The organism is Nostocoides veronense (genome assembly GCF_039531185.1).
Classification (GTDB): domain Bacteria; phylum Actinomycetota; class Actinomycetes; order Actinomycetales; family Dermatophilaceae; genus Nostocoides_A; species Nostocoides_A veronense.
Genome location: NZ_BAAAPO010000051.1, coordinates 19,848 through 36,645 on the forward strand (window position 1 = coordinate 19,848; position 16,798 = coordinate 36,645).

The window sequence follows — 16,798 nt, forward strand, 5'->3', positions numbered from 1 at the left end:
TCAACGTCGGCGTGTTTCCCGAACTCGACGGGGCAGGTGCGCGCGTTTCCCGATCTCGACGGGAGGGCGAGCGCCTTCTACGGTGGGGTGATGAGCATTCCTGTCGACCTGGACCGGCTCGCGGCGGTGCTGGGGGACTTCCCCACGGCATATCTCCTGACCGTGGGAGCTGCCGGAAAGGTGAAGGCGGTTTCGGCGGATCCTGTTGTGCACGAAGGGATCTTGGTCCTCCAGCCCAGCGCCGGGAGCGCGCGCAATCTGACCGCCAATCCGGCCGCGACCCTGCTGTTCCCCCCGCCACTCCCGCACGGTTATGCCCTGCTCGTGGACGGAACCGCCGACGCCGACGACACCGAGATCCGGTTCACCCCGGCCACGGCGGTCCTCCATCGGCCGGCCCGCCATGCCGACGGCCCGCCGGCGCCGGAGTCCGTGGAGGGGTGCGGCAACGACTGCCGGCCCCTCTGACCCGGACCCCACGGAGAGCCGAAACGGGGTCTGGCCCGCGACATACGGCATACGGCATACGGCATACGGTGGGAGCGTGCCGGACCCGCTGCTCGTCGCGCGCAATCCCGATCCGGACTCCAGCCTGCCTTATCTCGTGCGCATCCCCCTCGGCGAGGGCATCGTGCTGCGGACGCGCGAGACCTGGCCGCGCACGAGCAAGGTCTATTGCCACCGCCACGACCAGGCCTGGAGCGACGACCTGGAGATCATCGCGGAGACCCCGCTGCGCTCGGTCACCCGGCGCGGCGCGGCCATCGATATCGTCGCCGACCGGACGCGGGAGGCCCGCAGCCAGTTCGTCCTGACCCGCGCGCGGGGGCGGGAGATGATCTTCTGGCAGAACGCCCGCGTCGCGAAGGCGGCCCGGCCGAATATCGAGCTTCCCACTGCGCGGGGCAGTGGCGTCAGCGACCTGGAGATCGTCGTCGACACCCGCGAGAAGTACGCCTGGAAGTTCGGCCACCAGCAGGCGAGCACCGTCAAAAAGGCTCTGCCCGTTGGGGATTACGGCGTGTATGCGGAGGGCGAGCTGATCGCGGTCGTCGAACGGAAGTCCCTGGCAGACCTCGCCGGGGCGCTGTCCGGCGGGCGGATGGCCTACCGCCTCGGAGCCTTGGAGGGGGTGCCGCGCGCGGCCGTCGTGGTGGAGAACCGCTACTCGGAGATCTTCAAGCTCGAGCATGTCCGGCCGGCGCTGATCGCCGATGCCCTGGCCGAGTGCCAGATCCGCTGGCCGAGCGTGCCGATCGTCTTCGCCGAAAACCGCTCGCTGGCCCAGGAGTGGACCTATCGCTTTCTCGCCGCCGCGATCCAGGAGCACGGCCACTCCGCCGCGGCCACCCAACTGCTGCCCGACGGCAGCGACGCGGACGATCGAGCTTAGGTAAGCCTTCGGCGATTCCCCGGCCAACCCGCGCTAGCGTCGATCTTCGAGCCGTACGGAAACTCCTCAACGACGACGGACTCCCGAACCTCGCCATGACGATCCACGTCCCAGCAGCGAGCTATCCACAGATTCCTCCGCCGCTGGTATCCAGATGACGCCCTCCGGCGTCTGAATGGGTATGAAGACCGTTCAGCAAGGGAAGTTCACATGACCAGCACCCAGACCCACGCCCGCGATGCCGTCGCCACCGGCGCGCTCACGGCCGCGCATCGCCGCGACCACGCGCATGTCGACGATGCGTGTGTGCCCCACAGCATCGAAGTGGTCCACCTCGGCGAACGCGCCGTCATGGTCTGCCACGACTGCCGCACCGACAGCGGCTTCCTGCCCTCGCGCGACGCCGAGCAGATCGCGCGCGCGCACGAGGCCGACACCGCCGCGTGAGCCCGTCCAGGCGGTATGCCGCCGGCTCCCCGGCCGCCCCCGCGCGCTCCTGGACGGTGCCTCGCGGAGCCGGCCGGGCGCCATACAGTCGGCGCCGTGGGTCTGCTTGCGGCACTGCTCGATGTCATGGTGCCGGTGCTTGTCGTCGCCGGAATCGGCGCGCTGCTCGGCCGCCGCTTCACCCTCGACCAGGCCACCATCGGCAAGATCGCGCTCAACGCACTGACGCCCGCCTTGTGCCTCCACACGCTCCTCACGACCAGGGTGTCCGGACGCGAAGGTGCCCACCTCCTCGGTGCCTACCTCGTCGTCGTGGTCCTCGCCTGTGGCGTCGGTTTCCTCTCGTCCATGGGTATGCCCGGCCGCACCCGCCGCGGCGTCATGGTCGCCACCGCGATCGGCAACAACGGCAATATGGGCCTGCCGATCGCCCTCTTCGCCCTGGGGCCCGTCGGACTGGACCAGAGCGTCCTGATCTTCCTCGGTTCCGTCATCGTGACCTTCGTCCTCGCGCCGGCACTCCTCGGCTCGGCGGACGGGGCTCGCGGGGCGGTGCGGGCGGTTCTGCGGCTGCCCGCCATCTGGGCGATGGCGGCGGCACTGGTGCTCCGCGCCGGCGGCTGGCAGTTGCCGACTGGCATCGCGCGTGGCGTCGAATTGCTCTCTCAGGCAACGCTTCCCATGATCCTCTTGGCGCTCGGGGTGCAACTCGGCAGCAGTCAACGCGTCGTGGTGACTCGCCCCATCGCGGCCGCCGTCGCGGGTCGCATCCTCGTGGTCCCAGCCCTGGCGCTGGGCGTGGGCCTGGCTCTCGGCCTGGCTGCGCTGCCGCTCCAAGCGCTCGTCCTCGCCGCCGCGATGCCCACGGCCGTCAATGCCTTCATCCTCGCGCAGGAGTATGAGGGGGATGTCCCGACGGTCGCCGGCTCCGTCACGGTGTCGACGCTCGTCAGCTTCGCCACGGTGGCCGTCGTCACCGCTCTGCTGCCCTGGGTGGGCTCGCTCGCCTGACCCGGGCCCGGCCGTATGCCGCCCCGCACTCGGGACGCCGGCGGTTCGGGCATTGGGCGTCCGACCTCAGCTCAGGCGCGGGGTTCGCGGTGGGGCAATCCTGCGGTTGCGGAGGGCGGCGATCGCGGAGGCAAGCTGTAGGAGGCGGGTGTCGGCATACGGCCCGGCCAGGAGGGTCACACCGACGGGCATCCCGATGTCGGCCATCAGACCCAAGGGCACGGTCACCGTCGGCAGACCGAAGTGACGCGGCACCAGATTGCCATTGGCGACCCACACCCCGTTGCGCCACGCAAGCGCCGCCGAGTCGGGGTTCGTGTCCGCATCAGCGGGGCCGACATCAGCGGATGCCGGGAAGATGACCGCATCGAATCCGTTGTCCTGCAACCATTCATCGAGATCGATCTCGCGGGTGCGATCGAGACCACGGATGCCCTCGGCGATCCACTCCTCCTCGGACAGCGGGCCGAGCGGTTGGTCACGCGCTAGGTGCGGCAGCAAGGCGATATCGTCGCCGAAGTCGTGATAGCGATCCGGCAAGGCGCCGGGTGGCGGTGGGAAGATCGTGGTCCCGTCGACATCGGCGAGCCGCCGCAGCGCCGGGTCGCCATTGGCGTCGAGAAAGTCGTCCCACGACCAGGCCGCGAGATCCATCACCTCGCGCAGGAGGTATGCCGGATCGACCCACCCGCGCGTGCGGACGCTCGTCGCGGACGGCCGATCGCGTTCGTAGTTCGACACCAGCGGGAAGTCGCTGAGGATCACCTGAGCACCGGCCGCTTCGAGGTCGTCAACGAGGGCGCGCATGAGGTCGACGACGGATGCGCGCGTCTCGATGCGCTGACCGGTCGGGCCGCCGATGCCGCCAGCGTCCGCCGTGCCCGCTTCCTCGTCGAGATTGACATACATCCGAGGGAGCGCGAATCGCTTGCCCCGCAAGACTTCTCCAGCGGCACCGGAATCGGGGACGGCGAGCGCGGCATAGGACGCAGGGCGCAGCGCCGAGACCGGCGGGATCGGCACCCACGGCTGCACGCGCCAGAAGTCCCCGCGCACCTCCGCGTCAGGTGCGACCAGGATGTCGAGCAAGGTCAACAGGTCGTCCATCGAACGGGTATGCGGCACAACGACATCCATGCTCGGCACCAGCGGCCAGTTGCCCCGGATCGAGATGACACCACGGGACGGGGTGTAGGCGCACAGGCCGTTGTTGGAGGCCGGCGCCCGTCCCGAGGACCAGGTCTCCTCGGCAAGTCCGAAGGCAGCGAAGCTCGCCGCGGTGGCGGTCCCCGACCCATTGGACGAGCCGGAGGCGAAGGCGGCCGTGAGGTAGTCGGCGTTGTAGGGGCTCTCGGCCCGGCCATAGAGGCCGCGCTGCATCCCGCCATTGGCCATCGGCGGCATATTCGTCAGGCCGAGCAAGATCGCACCGGCAGCGCGGAGCCGGCCCACGGCATATGAATCTCGCTGTGCGACAAGAGAAGCAAAGGCGGGCGAGCCCGCGGCGACCGTCAGGCCGCGTGCCGAATAGCTGTCCTTGGCGGTATAGGGGATGCCGTCGAGTGGTCCGAGACTCGCTCCCCGCGCGCGGCGCCGATCCGACTCCCTGGCCTCGGCGAGCGCCTCGGGGTTGTCGACGACGACCGCATTCAGCCGTGGACCGGCGCGATCGAAGGCCTCGATCCGGGCGAGATATCCCTGCACCAAGCCCTCGCTGGTGACCGCACCCGACGCCAGCGCCCGGGTGAGGTCGGCCAGGGAGGCCTCGACGACGTCATACCCCATCGCCTCCTCGCCTCAGCCCTCGAACTCGACCTGCGGCGGGCGACGGCGGAAGCCGCCGGTGATCACGAGCAACCAGGCAAAGCCGACCGCCAGCCAGATCAGCCCGGTGACCAGGGCGTTCTTGGACAAGGAGGTCCACAACCAGAGGGTCAGGGCGAAGCCGATGAGCGGCAGCACGACGTGGATCAGCGCCTTGCGTTCCGGTGCCCGATCGATCCAGAAGTGTTTGATCACCGAGAGGTTGACGACGGAGAAGGCCGTCAGGGCCCCGAAGCTGACGACCGAGAAGAGCAGCGCCAGGTCGATCCACAGGCCGGCGAGCGAGATCACCGACACCAGGCCGATGGCGAGCACAGGAGTGCGCCATTGCGCGGAAAGCCCGGCGAGGTGCCGGGGCAGGGTGCCGTCGCGGCCCATGGCATAGAGGATCCGGGTGACCGACGCCTGCGAGGTGAGGGCCGAACCGAACGCGCCCGCGACATATGCGGCGGTGAAGAAGACCGCCATGGCATTGCCGCCGAGCTCCATCATGACCTCTGTCGCACCGGAGTCGGCGACCTCGAAAGTCGTTGCCGGGTGGGCGACTTGAGCCAGCCACGACAGGATGATGAAGAGGATGCCGCCGCCGACGGTGACGGCGAGGATGGCTCGCGGGATGTCGCGCCGCGGCTCGGTCGCCTCCTCCGCCATGGTCGAGACCGCATCGAAGCCGAGGAAGGACAGGCACAGGATCGCCGCGCCGGCGAGGACCGGGCCGAGACCGACGCCATTTGCGCCGCCATCACCGCCGAAGGGCAGCCCGAGGTCGAGCCCACCGCCGGCGATGACCTTGATCGCGAGGAAGACGAAGACGACGACGAAGACTGCCTGGATCGCGATGATGATGTTGTTGGCCTTGTCGATCGTCGTGATGCCGATGACATTGAGGATGGTTACGAGGGCGAGCGAGCCGATGAAGCCCACCCACAGCGGGATGCTCGGCCACTGCGCGTTGATGAACAGCCCGATCACCGCATAGTTGACCATCGGCAACAGGATGTAATCCAGCAACAGGGCCCAGCCGGCGAGGAAGCCGAGATGCGGGCCGAAGGAGCGCGAGGTGTAGGTATAGGCCGAGCCCGAGACGGGGAAGGCCTGGACCATGCGGCCATACGACAACGCGGTGAAAAGCATTGCGGCGAGCGTGAATACATAGGAGAAGGCCACCCGCCCACCGGTCTCCTCGGTGACGATGCCATAGGTCGTGAAGACCGTCAGCGGCACCAGATAGGCCAGTCCGAAGAGCGTCAGCCCGGTGACCCCGAGCGCGCGCTTGAGGTGGATGTCGTCGCCGGTGTGCAGACTGTCGCGCAAATGATGGGAATGCTCGGACATCGGTCTCCTCAAGTGGTGCGGACGGGGACGGGGGAACCAGCCACCCACGTCTGGAGGACGCGGATGGTGTCGAGATCGCGGGGGCTGTCCAGGCTGCGGGGGTCGGCGGACAGGACCGCGAAGTCCGCGTCCGCGCCAGGCGTGAGGCGGCCCGCGTCGCGGAAGGCTTGGTATGCCGTCCCGGACGTATAGCAGCGGAAGGCCTGGTCCATCGGCAGTCGCTCGTGCGGCGTCCACCCGCCGCCCGGCTCCCGCTCGTCCGTCTGCCGCGAGCAGGCAACGGCCATGCCCTGCAACGGATCTGCGGACGAGACGGGCCAGTCCGAGCCGAAACTCATCGGGATGCCACGGGCCGACAGACTGGCCCATGGGTATTGCGTGTCGGCGCGCGCCTGCCCCAGTCGCGGCACGGTCAACACATTCATCAGCGCATCGAGCTGGGACCACAGCGGCTCGGCGTTGGCGATCGCGCCCAGAGCTGCGAACCGGTCCCGGTCGGTCTCGTCGATGAGTTGGACGTGGGCGAGCACCGCGCGTCGATCCCGCGGTCCGTTGGCTCGCTCGGCTGCCTCGAGAGCGTCCAAGGCCACCCGCACCGCGCGGTCGCCGATCGTATGAATGTGTGGCTGGAACCCGGCCGCGTCGACGTCCGTGACCGCTTTGGCAAGGAGCTCCGGCTCCCACACCAACATGCCGCGCTCGCCCGGGCAGCCGCAATAGTGTTCCAGCAGAGCGCCAGTCGCGTTCTCGACCACGCCATCGGCGAAGAACTTCACCGTATTGGCGGTGAGGTGTGGATGCCCGAGCTCCTGCACCCGGCGCTGCGCGTCGAGGAAGCCGTCGAGCTGGTCCGGCCAATGCCGCGGATCGGCATACAGGGCGAGGTTGAACCGGATCGGTAACCGATCCTGTTGTGCCGCAGCCAGATAGACCTCCACCGTGTCCGGCTCCACCCAGGCGTCCTGGACCCAGGTGACGCCGAGCGCGGCATACGAATGCGCGGCGCGCTCGAGCGACCGGATGCGGGTCTCCAGTGGCCACGGCTCGGCGACCGCGGTCACGAGGTCGACCGCTCCCCACTCGCGCAAGGTGCCGAGCACGGAGCCGTCGGGGCGATGGGGGATCTCGCCGAGCGGCGGGTCGGGTGTCTCGGCGGTGATGCCGGCGAGCTCCAGGGCCCGGGTGTTGACCCACATCGTGTGGTAGTCCCAGGCGCGCAGCGCCACCGGCCGGTCGGGAACGGCGGCATCGAGCCAGCGCGCATCGAACAGGCCCTCGGGGACGAGGCTGGAGTCGTAGGACGCCCCGAGGATCCAGGGCGCATCGGGATGCTCGTCGGCCCAGCGGGCCACCTCCGCCGCGATCTCCTCGACGCTGCCCTGGCGGCGCACCTGCGGACCCTCGGCCTCCAGGCCTCCGAACATCGGGTGGGCGTGCCCGTCGCCGAAAGCCGGGATGAGCCAGCCGTCGGTGATCTCGTGCTCCCGCAGCTGCGGTATGCCGCCCGCCCGCCTCCGCGCCTCGGCTCCGGTCGCGACGATCCGTCCGTCCCGGACCAGGAGGGCATCGACCTCGCCCTCGGTCGGGCACCACAGATTGCCGGTGAACAACAGCACCTCGGTCACGAATCCTCCTCCGGGACAGGGCCATCCGGGTATGGGTCATCCGGGACAGCGCCGTGACTGCCAGGGTCATCGGCGAAGCCGGTGGTGAGAGCGTGATAGAGGTGCGGGCGGCGATCGGCCAGATAGGGCGATGCCGCGCGACGGCGGGTCAAGTCGTCGAGGTCGATGGCGGTGACGAGGATTTCCTCTGCCGTCTCGCCCGCGCGCCGGGCCGTGCCGTCCGGGCCGGCGATCACACTGCGGCCGACATAGTGCGTGTCGCGCTCGCGGCCGATGTGATTGGCGTAGGCGACATAGACCTGGTTCTCGACGGCGCGGGCCGGGATGATGTGCTCGTTGACTGCGGTCCAGGGCGCCATATTCGCGGTGGGGACGGCGATCAGGTCGGCCCCCGCGAGGGCGAGGGAGCGGGCGGCTTCCGGGAACTCGATGTCGTAGCAGATGAGCATCCCGACCCGCACGCCATCGAGTTCCACGACCGTCGGGACGGTGGGGCCCGGCGCGAATCGCGAGCTGTCGAGGCCACCGAAGAGGTGGATCTTGCGATAGGTCGCTCGGATGGTCCCGGTGCTGTCGACGGCGACCGCCGCATTCCACACGACTCCTGCGTGCTCCCGCACGGCCAGTCCGACGACCAGCCCGAGGCCGATCTCGCCGGCGATGCGCGCGGTGTCCTCGAGCAGTGCGGGATCGGTGAGATCGTCCGTGAGCGCGCCGATGTCATAGCCGGTCAGCGCGAGTTCGGGCGTGACGAGCAGGCCGGCTCCCCGCGCGGCCGCGGTGCTCGCCGCCTCCCGCAAGCGTGCGAGATTCGCGGCCGGCGATCCGATCACCGGCGCCATCTGCCACACCGCCACAGCGGGCCGCCCCATGGGACGCAGACTAGACCCGCCGCCGCCACCTGCACCGATACGTCGCGGGAACCCCGTCCACGACTTCGGCAACACGGACTAGCGTGGCGAGGAGGTGAGGGTGACTTTCTCGCCGTCGAGGGTCAGGACCATGTTGTTGTCATCGGTATGCCAGACCAGGGTCCCGGCGCCATTGATGACATTGTCCGAATCCCGGGTGAAATGCACGCTGCCGGTGGCCAGTTCGCGATAGAACTCCAGCACTGTGGCGGGGTCCGGCGCATCGAAGGTGACATTCGTTCCGCCCGCGGCGTCCGTGACATTCGAGAGTTTCGTGCCCGCGGGAAAGCGCATGAAGAAGTCGGCATTCGTCAATCCCAGGTCCAAGGACAAGGACCTGCCGATCCTTGTACAGGCGATTCGTGCTGTCGCACAGGGCGATTCGGCCATCACTCCCGAGCTCGCCTTCCTGATCAGCCGCGACGCCCGGCCCAACCGGCCGACCCTCTCGCCGCAAGAGCGGGCCGTGCTCACGGCATACGCCTCCGGGGCCACGCTCACCGCGGCCGCCCGCCGGGCCGGTGTGGCCTACGGGACCGCGCGGGAGTATCTGGAACGGGTGAAGCGGAAGTATGCCGAAGTGGGCCGGCCGGCATACACCAAGCTCGACCTGGCCGAGCGCGTCCGCGAGGACCGGCTCGAGCGCGACGGCCTGACCTGAGCCCGGCGCGTGCCACTAGGTTCGAGCCATGGCGACGATGCAGGCAGTGGTCTTGGACGGTACGGGCGGGATCGAGGTCCAGGAGCGCCCGGTGCCGGAGCCGGGGCCCGGCGAGGTGGTCATCGCCCCGGGCGCGACGGGGATCTGCGGGACCGATCTGCATCTCCGGGACGGGCACTATGCCGCCGGCCGCTATCCCCTCGTGCCGGGCCACGAATTCGCGGGCCACATCACGGCGGTCGGCGCCGGCGTCACCACCTTCGCCGAAGGCGATCTCGTTGCGGCGGACCCCAATATCAGCTGCGGTGCCTGCCGGCTGTGCCGGATGGGGGCGGTCAATCTGTGCGACCACGTCACGGCGCTCGGGGTGAATCTGCCCGGCTCGTGCGCGGAGTATGTCGTGGCGCCCGCCTCCGTCGTCGTGCCGCTGCCCGCATCGCTGGACCCGGGTGTCGGGGCGCTCATCGAGCCGCTGTCGTGTGTCCTCAATGCCGTGGAGCGCGCGCCGGGTTGGCAGGACGCGGTGATGGTCATCGTCGGCGCGGGCTGTATCGGCCTGCTCGCCACGGCCGTCGCGACACATCTCGGGGCCGCAGAGGTCCATGTCGTCGAACCGCACGAGTTGCGGCAGGGCAGTGCCCGATCCCTCGGGGCGACCTCGGCCGTGGCGGCGGTGGCCGATCTGGGCCTGGACGACTCGGTCGATGTCGTGCTCGACGCCAGTGGTCATCCCGGCGCCATCACGGCGGCGATCTCCTTGTTGCGCAAGCGCGGCCGGATGATCCAGATGGGCGTGGCCCACCCGGACACGAGCATTCCGGTCTTCCCCTACGCGATCTATGCCAAGGAGCTCAGCTATCTGGGTGCCAACTCCTGCGGCCGGTCCTTCCGGCCCGCGGCCGACCTGATGGTCGATCTCGCCGACGCCGTGCGCCCGCTGATCACGCATACCTTCCCGCTCACGGCGTATGCCGATGCCGTCGCCGCCATGCGGGCCCCGGAAGCGGTGAAGGTGCAGATCGCCTGAGCTCGTCGCGCCGCCTGCGCGTGGTCAGCGGTCGGTTTGGGAGAGAACATGGACATGCGCAACGGTAATGATCCGTTGCGCATGTCCATGTTCCGGCAATGGGCGGGAATGTGTCACTCGGGGGAGTCGGTGTCCTGGGGGTCGGTGTCCTGCATACCGCTGTCCTGGGGGCCATCGGCGAGGAGGCGGTAGAGCGAGCGGCGGGCCTGGTCGAGGACTGTGGCGGCCTCGGCCATCGCGGCCTCGTCGCGGGTGGAGCCGACCGCCTTGGTCGCCATCGCGAGCTGACCGAAGGCGTGCCAGAGTTCACCGCCGGGGCGGCCGCCCATGGCCTCGCTCGCATCGGCGGTCGCGGTCTCCCACGGCGCCGCATTGTCTCCGTGACCGGCGACGGCCTCGCGGCCGGCCTTGGTCAGCTCGTAGGCCTTGCGGCCGTCGACCTCGACCGGGGCGATCAGGCCCTCGTCCTCGAGTTGCGCGAGGGCGGGATAGATCGCGCCAGAGCTGGGCCGCCAGGCGCCGGAGGTGCGGGCGGCGAGTTCCTCGATGAGCTGATAGCCATTGCGCGGCTCCTCGGCGATCAGCAGCAGCGCGGCGAGACGGACATCGCCCTTGGGACGGCGTCCGCGACCACCGGGGCCACGCCCGCCGGGCCCACGCCCGCCGGGACCCCACGGTCCACGCCCGCCGCGCGTCCCGCGCGGCCCGCGGCCGCGCTCGCCGTCGGCGCCCTCCTGCTCGCCGTGGCCGCCATGGTGGTGGCGCCGGCCGCCGTGACCGCGCTCGCCGCGCTCACGCTCGCCCGGTCGCCCGTCGCGCTCACGCTCGTCACGACCGCGCCCACCCGGGCCGCGCCCATCGTGCTCACGCTCGTCCGGGCCACGGAAGCCACGCTCGTCCGCGCGCTCCCAGGACCGGCCGGAGCCGCCCTGCGTCGCGTTCTCCCAGATCGCCCGGGCGACATCGACGCCCTCGGGACCGAGGAAACCGCCCTTGCCGAACGGCCCACGGGGGCCGAACGGGCCGTCGGCGCCGAAGAGCGACTCCCAGGGGTTCTCCTGGGCGCGGAAGCCGCCGCGTCCGCGGTGCCGGTCGTGCGGTCGGCGAGGGCCGCCGCGGTGAGGTCCGTTGCCGAATTGGTCGTCGGCATCGTGAATTTCGTACTCGTGTCGTTCGTTGCTCATGGTGGCAACTCCTTCGAATGGTCGGAGGCCGCCGGCGAACGCCGGGCGGCGGTTGTCCGGGGAGGCCCTCCCCACGGGCCCGGGCCGGTTTCGCCATATCAGCGACATGACAAAGATATGTCGTTATTTCCGCCATGTCAACACCCCGTCGTCACCTATGGCAAGGTGCCCTCAACGACGGGAGGCGCGATGACGGACTGGGTCGAGCATGTGCTGTGGTGGCATGTCTATCCGCTGGGATTCGTCGGCAGTGCGCACGAGCCCGGTGGTCGCGAGCCGGTCGAGCACCGCCTGCCCCACCTGATCGCCTGGCTCGACCATCCGATCTCCTTGGGGCTCAACGGGATTCTGCTGGGGCCGGTCTTTGCCTCGGGCAGCCATGGCTACGACACGATCGACTACCGCCGCATCGACCCGCGCCTCGGTGATGACGCAGACTTCGACGCGCTCCTCGCCGCCTGCCGCGAGCGCGGCCTGCGCATCCTGCTCGACGGGGTCTTCAATCACGTCGGCACCGACTTTCCGCTCTTCCGGCAGGCCGTCGCGGACGGCCCGGGCTCTGAGGCCGCCGGCGCCTTCCGCTTCCACTGGGACTCGACCAATGACCTGGGGCTGCCGGCATACGACTGCTTCGAGGGCCACCAGGCTCTGGTGGAGTTGAATCACGACGCCCCGCAGGTCGAGGACCTCGTCGTCGAGGTCATGTGCCACTGGCTCGGCCGTGGCATCGACGGGTGGCGCCTCGACGCGGCATACGCTGTGCCGGAAGACTTTTGGGCGCGGGTGCTGCCCCGGGTCCGACAGCGCTTCCCCGAGGCCTACGTCCTCGGCGAGGTGATCCACGGCGACTACGCGCAGTTCGTCGCCCGCTCCGGGGTGGACAGCGTGACCCAGTACGAGCTGTGGAAGGCGATCTGGTCCAGCCTCTCCAGCGCCAACTTCTTCGAGCTGTCCCATGCGCTCGCGCGCCACGACGACTTCCTGCGCGATTTCGTCCCCCAGACCTTCGTCGGCAACCATGACGTCACCCGCATCGCCACCCAGATCGCGGACCCGCGACACCTGCCGCACGCGTATGCCGTGCTGCTCACCGTCGGCGGCACCCCCTCGATCTACTACGGCGACGAGATGGGCTACACCGGCACCAAGGAGGAGCGGCTCGGCGGCGACGACCAGGTGCGGCCCTCGATGCCGCCGACGCCGGACGATCTGACCCTCGGCTTCGACACCTTCGAGACCATCAGGGTCCTCGTCGGCGTCCGTCGCCGCCACCCCTGGCTGCACCGCGCGCAGACCCGCGACCTGCACCTGGCCAATGCCTCCTATGCCTTCGAACTCACCGGCGACGGTGAACGAATCGTGTTGTGCCTCAACCTCTCCGACGACTCATGGTGGGTCGATCTCGACGCGGTCGAGGAGCTGCTCGCCGGCGCAGCCGAGGTGGCAGCCGGTGGGATCTCGGTCCCGGCTCACGGCTGGGCCGTCCTGCGGGCTGGGGTATGACGACCCGCCGGCTCCTCGACGATCTCGGGGCTTCCGTGGCGCTCGCCGAGCCCCCGCGCCGCATCGTCAGCCTGGTCCCCTCGATCACCGAATCCTTGGCCAGTTCGGTCGCGGATCGGCTTGTGGGAGTGACGGATTGGTGCACGCACCCGCAGGACCTCGACGACCTGGGGGTGACGCGGGTCCGGGGCACCAAGAATCCCGACCTGGCGCGGATCGCCGGTCTCCGCCCGGATCTCGTCGTCGCGAACATGGAGGAGAATCGCGAACTCGACGTCCGCCGGCTGCGCGAGGGCGGCATACCCGTCTGGGTCACGCGGATCGAGGATGTCCCGACCGCCTTCGCGTCGTTGCGCCGGCTGTTCGCCGACGTCCTGCAGGTGACCGAGCCGGATTGGCTCACGCAGGCCGCCCGCCTCTGGAGCGGTGAGTTGTCCACGCAGGAGGCCACCGTCGCCGTCGCGATCTGGCGGGACCCGTGGATGGTCGTCGGTCGGGACACCTTCACCGGCGACCTGCTGCGTCGGGCCGGCCTGGCGAATGCCTTTGCTGCACATAAGGATCGCTACCCCCACATCACTCTCGACCAACTCGACGATCCGGCATTCGATGCCGTCCTGCTGCCCGACGAGCCCTATGTCTTCACCGCCGCCGACGGCCCCGAGGCGTTCGCCGCCGTGCCCACCCATCTGGTGTCGGGGCGCGAACTCACGTGGTACGGCCCGTCGCTGATCCAGGCCCACGGCTCGTTGACCGCACTGCGGGAGCGCCTCACGGCGCAGCGTCGCGGCTGATCCGCGCCCTGTCTCCCCGCCCTGTCTCCCCGCCCTGTCTCCCCGCCCGGTCGCCGCGGCCTACATCACGAACGCCTCACGGACCCAACCGGGCAGGGTGCTCAGGCGTCATCGGCATAGGTTCCCAGCGGAGGGAACCACACGAGGGAGGGACTACCCATGTCGGTGCAGCGCGGAATCGGACGTCGACTTGCGATCGCAGGAGTCGCTCTCGCAGGCCTGCTCGCCTCGAGTCCGGGCAATGCGGCCCTACCCGAGGCGTCGCGCTCGGGGCCGACGAGCCAGCTCGAGGCGCGACTCTCGGTCGTCATCCTCGACGGCAAGAGCGATGCGAGCGGTGGGGCGGCGCGCACCGAGCAGCAGACCTGGCTGAGCATCGGGGATCAGCGGGTTCCGGTTCCTGCCGCACTGGCGAAGGGACTGCATACCGGCTCGGTGACGGCCACCATCTCCGGCGCCGTGGGCAGCCGCCCCGGCGATATCGCGCAGGCGCTGCGAAGCGGGGCAGCGCGAGTGACAGCACTGCACCAGGCCGGGAGCGGGCACCGCACCACGCTCGGCACCCGGCAGGTCACGGTCGTGCCCGTCACCTGGCCGGGCAGCGAGCCGGCCGTCACCCCGGAGCGCATCAAGAGCTCCCATGATTTCGCCGACCGCTTCTGGAATGGCAATACCGAGGACCAGATCGACCTCTCGCTGCAGAAGATCTATCCGACGACGCCGATCGCCATGACCCGCGACCAGATCACCTACTGCGACAACTTCGCGGTGGAAGCCGCTGTGCGCCAGAAGTATCCGGACATCGTCGTCGACGACACCCACCATCTCGCCATCGTCACCCCGAGCTGGAGCCAATGCTGGTGGGGCGGGATGGCGATGTTCGACTCCGGGTTGTTGTGGATCAATGGCGACATGCCGGGCTCGGTGTGGGCGCACGAATTCGGGCACAACTTCGGCCTGGGCCATCAGGGCTTGATGATCTGCTATGCCGATGTCGCGACGCGACGGGTCGTCACCTTGTCCAAGATGTGCGATGACGTGACCTATGAAGACCCGTGGGATGTCATGGGCGCTCGCGCCGTCGGAGCCTTGACCGCCGCCGCCCGCGTGCAGCTGGGCACGATCCCCGCGTCCGCGCGACATGTCGTCTCCGCCAACGAGACCATCACGATCGCACCCGTCGCCGCCAAGAGCGGCATTCGCAGCGTCGTCCTGCAGGTCGACAACGGCTATTACGAAGTCGAATACCGCACGCCGACGGGCTGGGACGACTGGATCGACAACCAGAGCTTCACCTATGGAAATGGTGAGTTGACGATGCCCGGCGGCGGGATCATCGTCCGCTACGTGCAGGGCCAGGACCTCGACAACAATGCCGACCGGTTCGCCATCAACTTCCACCCCACGACCCCGATCCAGTATGACGTCCACCCCGGCATGGACGCCGGCGAGTCCTACACCTTCCCCTGGGACGACCTGAAAGTCACCGTGGAGTCGGCGACCGCCGAGGGGGCCCGGGTGCGTTTCACCCGCGGCGGCGACGATGGCGTCCAGCGCTGGGCCGGTTCGGACCGGTATGCCGCCTCCGCGACGATCTCTCGCTTCGGGCTGCCGGAGAACTCCGGAAAGGTCTTCCTCGCCTCGGGCGAGATCTTCACCGACGCGCTCAGCGGTGCGGGCGTGGCCGGGGCGGCCAAGAGCCCGCTGCTCCTGACCCAGCGGGACCGGCTGCGCTCCTCGGTGAGCCAGGAATTGGACCGCCGGTTCTCCTTCGCGACCACCGTCCTCGGCGGCCCGGCTTCGATCAGCGCAGACCTCGCGTCCATCCTCATCGGCTTCGGCCCCGTCACCCGCCTGTCCGGTGCCGACCGGTACGAGACCTCGGCCGCGATCTCGCAGAAGTCCTTCGCCCCCGGTGTGGACCTCGCCTATGTCGCCTCCGGAGTGGTCTTCCCCGACGCGCTGTCGGGCGCGCCCGTGGCCGGCAAGCAGAAGGCCCCGATGCTGCTGACCAAGACCGACTCGCTGCCGCCGAGCATCGCCGCGGAGCTGAAGCGGTTGCGCCCCAAGGGGGTCGTCATCCTCGGCGGGACGGCCTCGGTCACGGCGGCCGTCGAGGCGCAGCTCGCGGCGGCCTCGGGTGCGCCGGTCTCCCGGCTCGCCGGTGCCGATCGGTATGCCGTCTCGGCCCTGGTCTCCCAGCGCAACTTCGCCGCCGGTGCCGACACCGTCTTCGTCGCCTCCGGCGCGATCTACACCGATGCCCTCTCGGGCGCGCCGGTGGCCGCCGCCAAGGGTTCCCCGCTGCTCTTGGTCAAGGGCACGAGCATCCCGGAGCCCATCGCCGCCGAACTGACCCGGCTGGCGCCGAAGTCCATCGTGATCCTCGGCGGGCCGAATAGCGTCTCGACGGGCGTCGAAGCCGCGCTCGCGGCATACGTGCGCAAGTAGACGGCAGCGAGCGGGAGCGCGGACCCGGGACAATGGCCCGGTGAAGCGCTCCAGCTCCGGTGCCCTCGGGGACGCCTGGCACACCGTCTCGCTGCGCGCCTTCGACCTCAGCGAACGCGCGGGCCGCAGCCAGCAGCGGCGCGTCGAGCGCTGGCGTGAGCACCTGTTCATGATGGTGCAGATCGCCCTGGCGGCCGGCCTCGCGTGGTGGGCCGGCGAGAGTCTGCTCGGCCACCAGGCGCCCTTCTTCGCGTGCGTGGCGGCGATCATCTGCCTCGGACTGTCCTTCGGGCAGCGGATGAGCCGGGTGGTCGAGGTCGCGGCCGGGGTCTTCGTCGGGATCCTCGTCGGCGACCTCGCCGTCGCGGCGATCGGCACCGGTGCGTGGCAGATCGGGCTCGTCGTCTTCGTCGCGATGTCGATCGCCATCCTCGCTGGCGCTAAGACCCTGATGACGATGCAGTCCGGCATCCAGGCCGCGACCGTCATCGCGCTCTTCCCCAATCCGGGGCAGGGCGTCAGCCGGTGGCTCGATGCGCTGATCGGCTGCGCCATCGCGCTGGTCTGCTATGCGTCTGACTTAGATCGGCATCTGGCTGGGAAATCAGCCCACAGGTTGGCGGCGTGCCTGA

General features: G+C 69.5%; 16 protein-coding genes. 10 read left to right on the forward strand and 6 right to left on the reverse strand.

Features of this window, described 5'->3' with window-relative positions:
- Positions 1-90 precede the first annotated feature (90 nt).
- The 4 genes from ABD225_RS16195 to ABD225_RS16210 all read left to right on the forward strand — a co-directional run bounded on the left by ABD225_RS16195 (position 91) and on the right by ABD225_RS16210 (position 2,851).
- Positions 91-468 (forward strand): pyridoxamine 5'-phosphate oxidase family protein, encoded by a 378-nt coding sequence (locus tag ABD225_RS16195; protein ID WP_344087870.1) that lies wholly within the window; start codon positions 91-93, stop codon positions 466-468.
- 76 nt (positions 469-544) lie between these two features.
- The gene (locus ABD225_RS16200) at positions 545-1,393 is read left to right on the forward strand and encodes an ERCC4 domain-containing protein (protein ID WP_344087873.1); all 849 of its coding nucleotides are present in this window, start codon (positions 545-547) and stop codon (positions 1,391-1,393) included.
- A gap of 210 nt (positions 1,394-1,603) precedes the next feature.
- Entirely contained in the window at positions 1,604-1,840 is a 237-nt protein-coding gene (locus ABD225_RS16205) for a hypothetical protein (RefSeq protein WP_344087876.1), read from the forward strand.
- A 96-nt stretch (positions 1,841-1,936) separates the two neighbouring features.
- Positions 1,937-2,851 carry an AEC family transporter gene (locus ABD225_RS16210; RefSeq protein ID WP_344087879.1) on the forward strand — a complete coding sequence of 305 codons (915 nt, stop codon included), beginning with the start codon at positions 1,937-1,939 and terminating at the stop codon, positions 2,849-2,851.
- A 66-nt stretch (positions 2,852-2,917) separates the two neighbouring features.
- On the opposite strand, the gene ABD225_RS16215 is transcribed toward ABD225_RS16210, so the two are convergent.
- From ABD225_RS16215 to ABD225_RS16235, 5 genes are all read right to left on the reverse strand, one after another.
- Complete coding sequence (locus ABD225_RS16215; RefSeq protein WP_344087882.1) at positions 2,918-4,636, reverse strand: amidase; 1,719 nt, start codon at positions 4,634-4,636, stop codon at positions 2,918-2,920.
- Between the two features lie 12 nt (positions 4,637-4,648).
- Complete coding sequence (locus ABD225_RS16220; protein WP_344087885.1) at positions 4,649-6,010, reverse strand: APC family permease; 1,362 nt, start codon at positions 6,008-6,010, stop codon at positions 4,649-4,651.
- Positions 6,011-6,018: 8 nt separating this feature from the next.
- Positions 6,019-7,635 (reverse strand): amidohydrolase, encoded by a 1,617-nt coding sequence (locus ABD225_RS16225; RefSeq protein WP_344087888.1) that lies wholly within the window; start codon positions 7,633-7,635, stop codon positions 6,019-6,021.
- Positions 7,632-8,507, reverse strand: a complete 876-nt coding sequence (locus ABD225_RS16230; RefSeq protein ID WP_344087891.1) for a carbon-nitrogen hydrolase family protein — start codon at positions 8,505-8,507, stop codon at positions 7,632-7,634. Before ABD225_RS16230 ends, ABD225_RS16225 begins: the two co-directional genes overlap by 4 nt.
- A 78-nt stretch (positions 8,508-8,585) precedes the next feature.
- A complete protein-coding gene (locus tag ABD225_RS16235; RefSeq protein WP_344087894.1) occupies positions 8,586-8,840 on the reverse strand; it encodes a hypothetical protein in 255 nt (84 codons plus the stop codon).
- Here ABD225_RS16235 and ABD225_RS16240 point away from each other — a divergent pair.
- Together ABD225_RS16240 and ABD225_RS16245 are read left to right on the forward strand one after the other, a co-directional pair.
- Positions 8,839-9,207: a hypothetical protein gene (locus ABD225_RS16240; protein ID WP_344087898.1), complete on the forward strand. Its 369-nt coding sequence runs from the start codon at positions 8,839-8,841 to the stop codon at positions 9,205-9,207. The genes ABD225_RS16235 and ABD225_RS16240 overlap by 2 nt on opposite strands.
- Positions 9,208-9,235: 28 nt before the next feature.
- Complete coding sequence (locus ABD225_RS16245) at positions 9,236-10,234, forward strand: zinc-dependent alcohol dehydrogenase (protein ID WP_344087901.1); 999 nt, start codon at positions 9,236-9,238, stop codon at positions 10,232-10,234.
- A gap of 113 nt (positions 10,235-10,347) precedes the next feature.
- Here the strand turns inward: ABD225_RS16245 and ABD225_RS16250 are convergent, their stop codons facing one another.
- Complete coding sequence (locus ABD225_RS16250; protein ID WP_344087904.1) at positions 10,348-11,418, reverse strand: PadR family transcriptional regulator; 1,071 nt, start codon at positions 11,416-11,418, stop codon at positions 10,348-10,350.
- A 189-nt stretch (positions 11,419-11,607) separates the two neighbouring features.
- On the opposite strand from ABD225_RS16250, the gene ABD225_RS16255 reads away from it, so the two are divergent.
- The 4 genes from ABD225_RS16255 to ABD225_RS16270 form a co-directional block, all read left to right on the forward strand.
- Entirely contained in the window at positions 11,608-12,921 is a 1,314-nt protein-coding gene (locus ABD225_RS16255) for an alpha-amylase family protein (RefSeq protein WP_344087907.1), read from the forward strand.
- Complete coding sequence (locus ABD225_RS16260; protein WP_344087910.1) at positions 12,918-13,715, forward strand: helical backbone metal receptor; 798 nt, start codon at positions 12,918-12,920, stop codon at positions 13,713-13,715. The genes ABD225_RS16255 and ABD225_RS16260 overlap by 4 nt, the downstream gene beginning before the upstream one ends.
- A gap of 159 nt (positions 13,716-13,874) precedes the next feature.
- Positions 13,875-16,166, forward strand: a complete 2,292-nt coding sequence (locus ABD225_RS16265) for a cell wall-binding repeat-containing protein (protein ID WP_344087913.1) — start codon at positions 13,875-13,877, stop codon at positions 16,164-16,166.
- Between the two features lie 40 nt (positions 16,167-16,206).
- Positions 16,207-16,798, forward strand: a 592-nt coding sequence (locus ABD225_RS16270; protein ID WP_344087916.1) for an FUSC family protein, incomplete at its 3' end; no start/stop codon positions are given.